The organism is Streptomyces sp. MB09-02B, from assembly GCF_033794485.1.
Classification (GTDB): Bacteria; Actinomycetota; Actinomycetes; order Streptomycetales; family Streptomycetaceae; genus Streptomyces.
Genome location: NZ_JARGEE010000580.1, coordinates 1 through 4571, shown reverse-complemented (window position 1 = coordinate 4571; position 4571 = coordinate 1). Strand labels below are relative to the sequence as shown.

The following is a 4571-nucleotide window of genomic DNA, read 5'->3' as shown; positions in this document are numbered from 1 at the left end:
GGCGACGGTCGGGGCGGGCGTCCGTCACCTCGATGCGGAGGGCCGGGTCCTCCGGGTAGAGGGTGAGGCGCAGGCGGAAGTCGCGGCCTCGTACGTGGCCGTGCCGCACGGCGTTCGTGGCGAGTTCGGCCACCAGGAGCGTTGACGTGTGGTTGGCCTCGGTGTCGTACGGCCAGCCCCAACGGTGGAGTTGCTCCGCTGCGAGGTGGCGGGCGAGGCGGGCGCCTCTGAAGGTGGCCGAGAGGCACAGCGTGAAGTGGCGGGTGGGGGTGACGTGTCGGGTGGGGTCGGCTGGAGGTACCGCGAGGCGGGCAATATCGGCGTTCATGTCACTCAGCGTGGTCGACCGTATCTACGCTGACCAGTAACGACGACGGTACGCAGCGTCGCTGTCCGGGAGCTGTCCGGCTCTGTCCGGGCGAGGTGGCGTTACGCGGCGCGCCGACGGGAGTTGGGTACGGACGGCACGTGGAGGTGCGGGCATGGAGTCGTACGGGGCTGATGACGAGGAGTCGGCGGCGGTACTGCGGACGGTGGGCAGGATCGTCAAGACGTGCCGCGAGCGGCAGGGCCTCACGCAGGCCGAGCTGGGAACGGCCATCGGCTACAGCGAGGAGCAGGTGTCCTCGGTGGAGCGGGGGCGGCGGGCGCCGAGTCCGACGTTCCTGGAGGCGGCCGACCAGGTGTTGGACGCGGGTGGGCTGATCGTCGCGCTGAGGAAGGACGTGCAGGAGGCCAGGTATCCGAAGAAGGTGCGGGATCTGGCGAAGCTGGAGGCGGAGGCCGTTGAGATTTGCGCCTACGACAACTCCGTCGTCAACGGGCTGTTGCAGACGGAGGAGTACCTGAGGGCCGTGTTCGGCTCGCGACGGCCCGCGTTCTCCGAGGAGGAGGTGGAACAGCTCGTCGCCGCGCGGCTGGCACGGCAGAAGATCATCGATGGAACGCAGATCCACCCATCGTTCAGCTTCGTCCATGATGAGGCGGCACTACGAAGGCGGGTCGGGGGCAAAATGGTGCTACGCCAACAGCTCGAACGGCTGTTGGAAATCGGACAGATGCGGAACGTGGAGATCCAGGTACTCCCCCTGGATCGTGAGGACAACGCCGGTCTCGGCGGCCCCTTCCACCTACTGCGGCTGAGGGAGGGGACCACGGTGGGACACAACGAGGTTCAGCGGACCAGCCGACTGATCTCGGAGCCCAGCGAGATCCAGATCCTGGAACTCCGCTATGGCGTCATCCGAGCTCAGGCCCTCCCGCCGCGCGAGTCGCTGGCCTTCATCGAGAAAGTCCTTGGAGAGACATGAGCGTCACACCCCCGGCCGGTCACGCCGTCGAGTTGAAGTGGGTCAAGAGCAGCTACAGCACCGACGATGGGCCAGCCTGCGTCGAGGTCGCCGCCACCCCCGACACCATCCACATACGGGACTCAAAGCACGTACAAGGCCCCCACCTCGCCTTCGCCCCCCAGCAATGGGCCACCTTCGTCTCGTACGCCGCCGATCACTGACGTATGACGGGCCGGCGCCCCTATCCGGGCAGGTAGGGGCTCGCCGTGCCGTCACGCGCTGCTAAAGCCCCTGTTCGTCCATCAGCCGCATCAGGTTCCGCTTGCGTCGCTGGGAAGCCCGCAGAGCGGTGACGTACGTCGTGAACGCGTCCGGTGTACCCAGGCGGCTGTGGCAGTCCCGGATGCTCAGCAGCAGGACGACGAGGTGCTCGTAGACCGTGTTGCCGGTCTGCGTCGTCAGGGGCTCGGCCAGGCGGAGGTAGACGTCGAGCGCGTCGGCGGGGCGGTCGGCACGGACCTGGTCGGCGAGGGTGAGCCACTGCTTGTCGTGAGCGCCGGTTTCGACGGCAGCCTGCCAGGCGGCCGTCGCGTCCCGGTCGTCGAGGAGGGCGTCGACCAGGACCGAGCCTCCGTACCACACGCCCGGTCGCTGCCGCTCCGCGTCGGCACGCAGCAGGTTCAGCGCTCCCTCGCGCTCGGTCGGCCAGCAGTCGGCGGTCCGCGCGGTGGCGCGGAGTTGCTGGTACGTAAGCAGGGAGCGGCGTGCGGCGAAGTGGTCGCGGCGCAGGGCGACGGCGTCGGGGAGGCGGCCCGCCTGTGCGTAGCGTCCGCAGAGGTGGTCGACGAGGGCGGTGTCGACGGCTGCGAGGTCGTCGGCTTCCCGGATGCCGCGTTCCGCCCAGTTCAGGGCCTCGTCGGGGCGTCCGGCGGTGTCCAGCTCGCGGGCGATGAGCAGGTGTGTGTGGCCGTTGGGGTGAGGTCGGTCGCGTGCACGGCGATCACGGTGTCGATGTCGCCCGCCGTCTTGGCCAGGCGTTCCATCAGGTACTTCTCGGCCCACCCGGTACGGTTGGCGCGCCATGCCTCGACCACCAGCTTCCGCAGGGTGGCCATGCCCGCGTCACCGAGGGCATCCCGGTAGTCGAGCGGATCGATGTCGGTGAGGCCGGCGTCGAAGTCACCGAGCGCCTGGCCCACCAGCCAGCGCGCCAGCTCCTCCGGATTCGGACGTGCCGCCCGGCACGCTTCGAGGTGGGCGTCGGCCAGATCCGCCCCCACCTGACCGAGCCCTCCGTCGGAGTCGTCGACGCTCTCCACGGCTTCGGTCAGCAACTGCATCGCCTCCCGGGTCAGCTCGATCGCGTCGACGGCCCGTCCGGAGCCGGTGAGCGCCCGGATCGCGGACACCGCTTGGCCGGCCTGATCGGCGTAGGCGCGGGCGTCGGCGTACTCGACGTAGCCGTAGCGCGCGAACGGACGTACGTCGAGCAGCTCACGGATGATTGTCCTGACCCCGGCGAGGTCTCCACGTGCGCCGGCCGCCCGCAGCTCCAGGCGACGCCGCAACTGCCGGTCCTCGCCCACCTGTTCTCGCACCAGGGCGAGCAGTTCCTCCTTGGTCAGGGCGGACAGCCAGGCGTCGAGGTTCTGTGCGCGGTCGCGGGCCGCCATGCGTTGCCCCGGCAGGCTTTTCCTCTGTGCCAACAGGGTCAGACCGAGGGCCACCAGGTGTTTGCAGAAGTTGCGCTCCACGCCATACGGGCAGTCGCACCCCCCGGTCAGTCCGCCGGGCCCGTCCAACGTCAGCTCGACCTCGTACCGCTCCGTGCCGTGGACGCTCGCGGTCACCCAGCCGTCCCCGACCTCCACCCCTGACACCGCGTCGAGATAGCCGAGCCCGCGTTCGAAGGAGCGGGAGCCTGCGAGTGCTTTGAGGTTCGCCTTGGTGAGGCTGTCCATGGTCCCGCCCCCTCCTTTCTTACCGCTCCGGTTCATTCGAGGTCTTCCAGGAGGAGGTCCAGCGCCGCCTCCTCGTGCAGGGCGACACCCAAGGCATCCATCGTGGCGGCCAGTTCCGTGTCCCACCTCGCCTCGACCGGCGTACCGCTGAGCGGGAGCGATGGCGTGCCGTGCAGTTCGGCCCGCGTGGCGAGGTACTCGTAGTCCGGTGCGCCCATGCGCCACGGGTCCGCGCCGTACCGTTCCATGACACGGTTGGCGAGAGTGATGCCCGGCCAGTCGAAGTCACCGTGGTAGACGAAGGCGCAGTCGGTCGCGGCCAGCGTGTCCAGGAGGGTGAGGACCACCGTCGTCGCGCTGCCGGAGGTGCAGATCAGTGGGGCGGTGCGGCCGGCGTCCGCCGCGGCCTCGACCACGCGCGGGTTCTCGCAGACGTGGACGCGGGTGCGCGAGGGCAGCTTCAGGTGCCGGTGCAGCGTGCGCAGTTCACGCAGGGTCAGGTGGGTCTCCAGGTGGCGGTCCGCGCGTTCGCGCAGGGCCGTCTCCTGCCAGGTGGGGCCCGTCGGGCGCAGGCCGTATGTCAAAACCGTGCTGGAGACCTCGTCCGGGGTGACCGAGGCCCGACGCCACAGGGCACGGCGAGCCGGTGCGTCGGTCGGGAGGTCGACGTCCTGGGCCAGCGCGATGCCCCGCAGGACCAGGCGGGCCAGCAGGGTGCCGTCGTCCAGGCCGTGGGCCGAGCCCGTGGTGCGGGTGGCCAGTTCGCCCCGGCCCCAGGTGACGGGGGTGGCAGCGGGTGCGGGACCCGAGCCGGGGTGGAGGGTCGCGAGGGCCTGGATGGCCTGGGTGAGGGTGGTCAGCGCGGTGGTGGGCGGCCGGCGGGTGAACGTGCCGGACCGTCGGATGTCCGTCAGCCATCGGTCGGCCCAGGGCTGGTCGGCCAGGGACGTGGCGGCCAGGGCCGCTTCCGCCGCGGACCACAGGCGGTCGCGTTCGGCCGTCGCCGCGTCGCGGGCCGCTCGCCGGTCGGTCAGGGGCGGGCCCAGTGCCGTCAGGGTCGCGGCCAGGCTTCGGCCGACCGCGCTGGCGCGCAGGCGGGTATCCAGTTCGGCGAGGGAGATCGTGGCGGACGGTCCGGCGAGCGGCTTGGCCAGGAGGAGGGACAGAGCTTCACGCTCCCGTGGGTCGACGAGTTGGAGCCGTATGGTGCCGGTCGGCTTCAGGCCGCTCTACCTTCTTGAGCGGGTTGATCGAGCCGTTCGTAGGGTTGGGTCGCCCAGGGGTGCCGGGTGTGGCTATCAGGCCGCTGCCGTTCATG

The 4571-nt window shown here is 70.3% G+C and carries 4 protein-coding genes and 1 pseudogene; 2 read left to right on the top strand and 3 right to left on the bottom strand.

Features of this window, described 5'->3' with window-relative positions; translation table 11 throughout:
• Positions 1-328, bottom strand: a 328-nt coding sequence (locus tag P1P70_RS41070) for an ATP-binding protein (RefSeq protein ID WP_319247052.1), incomplete at its 3' end; no start/stop codon positions are given.
• Positions 329-482: 154 nt separating this feature from the next.
• Between P1P70_RS41070 and P1P70_RS41065 the strand changes: the two genes are divergently transcribed.
• Positions 483-1310 (top strand): helix-turn-helix transcriptional regulator, encoded by an 828-nt coding sequence (locus P1P70_RS41065; protein ID WP_319247050.1) that lies wholly within the window; start codon positions 483-485, stop codon positions 1308-1310.
• Positions 1307-1513: a DUF397 domain-containing protein gene (locus tag P1P70_RS41060; RefSeq protein WP_319247048.1), complete on the top strand. Its 207-nt coding sequence runs from the start codon at positions 1307-1309 to the stop codon at positions 1511-1513. The genes P1P70_RS41065 and P1P70_RS41060 overlap by 4 nt, the downstream gene beginning before the upstream one ends.
• 61 nt (positions 1514-1574) lie before the next feature.
• Here the strand turns inward: P1P70_RS41060 and P1P70_RS41055 are convergent.
• Together P1P70_RS41055 and P1P70_RS41050 are read right to left on the bottom strand one after the other, a co-directional pair.
• A pseudogene (locus P1P70_RS41055) lies at positions 1575-3253 on the bottom strand (SWIM zinc finger family protein).
• Positions 3254-3285: 32 nt separating this feature from the next.
• Positions 3286-4458 carry a TIGR02679 family protein gene (locus tag P1P70_RS41050; RefSeq protein ID WP_413471660.1) on the bottom strand — a complete coding sequence of 391 codons (1173 nt, stop codon included), beginning with the start codon at positions 4456-4458 and terminating at the stop codon, positions 3286-3288.
• Positions 4459-4571: the final 113 nt, after the last annotated feature.

What these genes read in the sequence shown, in the direction of transcription:
- P1P70_RS41060 (WP_319247048.1), top strand. Translation starts at nt 1,307, where the DNA reads ATGAGCGTCACACCCCCGGCCGGTCACGCCGTCGAGTTGAAGTGGGTC.
- P1P70_RS41065 (WP_319247050.1), top strand. Translation starts at nt 483, where the DNA reads ATGGAGTCGTACGGGGCTGATGACGAGGAGTCGGCGGCGGTACTGCGG.